The following is a 1,602-nucleotide window of genomic DNA, read 5'->3' as shown; positions in this document are numbered from 1 at the left end:
GAAAGACTTAAAATTGCTTTTTCAAAGGATTTTGATTCCTTTACAAATATTGATAAGGTTGATTTTAACCAGTCTGTTCCTTACGGCCACTTTTATTTGTTAGAGGCCATAAATAAGCAAATTAAATTGTTTGATTCACTTGAAGCTTCCTTTGAATCATCAGATCCACATATTACCGTTTCAACAGCGATTGAATACATAAAAGCACTTGTTTTTCAAAGGGTCTGGCAACCAAATAGTAAATTAGCTTTAAAAGAAGAGTATCCTTATACTGCCTTACCCCATTTTTTAAAGATAAAGAGCCTAGATCTTCAAACGTTGTACCGGAGTTTAGAAGTGCTAGAAGAGAACTTTAGTAAAGCAGAGGAACATTTGTACCATAGCGCTGTTAAACACTATCAACAAAATAACAAAGAGCTATTCTATGACATAACCAGTAGCTATTTTGAAGGTCATAAATGCATTATCGCTAAGTATGGCTATTCACGTGATCATCGAAAAGATCGTGAACAAATTGTCATTGGTCTGGTTACGACTGCAGATGGATTTCCAATTAAATGCAATATTTATTCTGGAAACACCGCAGATAAATCAACAGTGACTGAAGTAATATCTGACCTTAAGCAACGTTATCCCATTGAGGAAATTGTTTTCGTTGGCGATAGAGGAATGTTAACTGAAAATAATATTGAAACCATTAAGGAACTGAATCAAAAATATGTGATGGCCATTCCCAGAGCGTGGACCAAAAAATATTTGAAAGATGAATCTATAGACGAGAACAAAATGAGAAAGGTAAAGGGAAATCTTTATGCAAAGTTTCTTTCTGAGGAAGATGGTCAGCGGTTTTTACTATGTTTGAATACACAAAAAAGAGAAGATGATCGGAACTACCGCCTTCAGTGCATTAAATCCATTGAGAAAGAATTAGATCAATTAAATGGAAGTCTGGGGAAAAATAAACATATAAAAACACGAGATGAGGCGATGAAGCGAGCTGGAGCTATCTCGAAAAGAAATCCAGCTGGAAAATACTTTATTATTGAAACAGTAGATAACAGGAAGGCTCCACTGGGATTTAGTCTAAAGTACTCGTTGAAAACAGAAAAGGTGGCATCAGACGAGAAGTTAGATGGGACATTTGTGATTCAGACGAATGAAGATCAATATAACGATGAAAAGCTGATTAAAGTTTATAAAAATCTCAATAAGGTAGAAACAGCATTTCGTGTAATTAAACAAGATTTAGATATAAGACCCATGTTTCATTGGAAAGAAGAACGAGTCAAAGGGCATGTTTATGTTTGTGTATTAGCTCTTTTTATATTACAGGCCATTGATTATATCGCAAGTCAATCATCCCTAAATCAATCAGCACGAACAATCATTCAAAAACTTGCCAGAATTCACTTGTTAGAGATAAAATTACCAAATGGTAAAATCAAGTATTCAATAACATCAATAGATAATGAACAAAAGGAAATATTAAAAGCATATAAAATAAATAAACTAGAAATCCCCGATGTAGTGTAGAACAATTTAACAAAAATCCCTATACATCGGGGGTTTTACTATCGCTAAGGTTGAACTTGAGTTTCATAA

General features: G+C 33.8%; 1 protein-coding gene. It reads left to right on the top strand.

Features of this window, described 5'->3' with window-relative positions:
• Positions 1-1,533 (top strand): IS1634 family transposase (locus BT1A1_RS04160; RefSeq protein ID WP_034768453.1); only part of this gene is annotated, 1,533 nt, incomplete at its 5' end.
• Between the last annotated feature and the right edge of the window lie 69 nt (positions 1,534-1,602).

The sequence above is a fragment of the Caldibacillus thermoamylovorans genome (genome assembly GCF_000751775.1).
In the GTDB taxonomy this organism is placed as follows: Bacteria; Bacillota; Bacilli; order Bacillales; family Caldibacillaceae; genus Caldifermentibacillus; species Caldifermentibacillus hisashii.
Note: the sequence above shows the minus strand (reverse complement) of the source record. Positions and strands in the feature narration are given on the sequence as shown.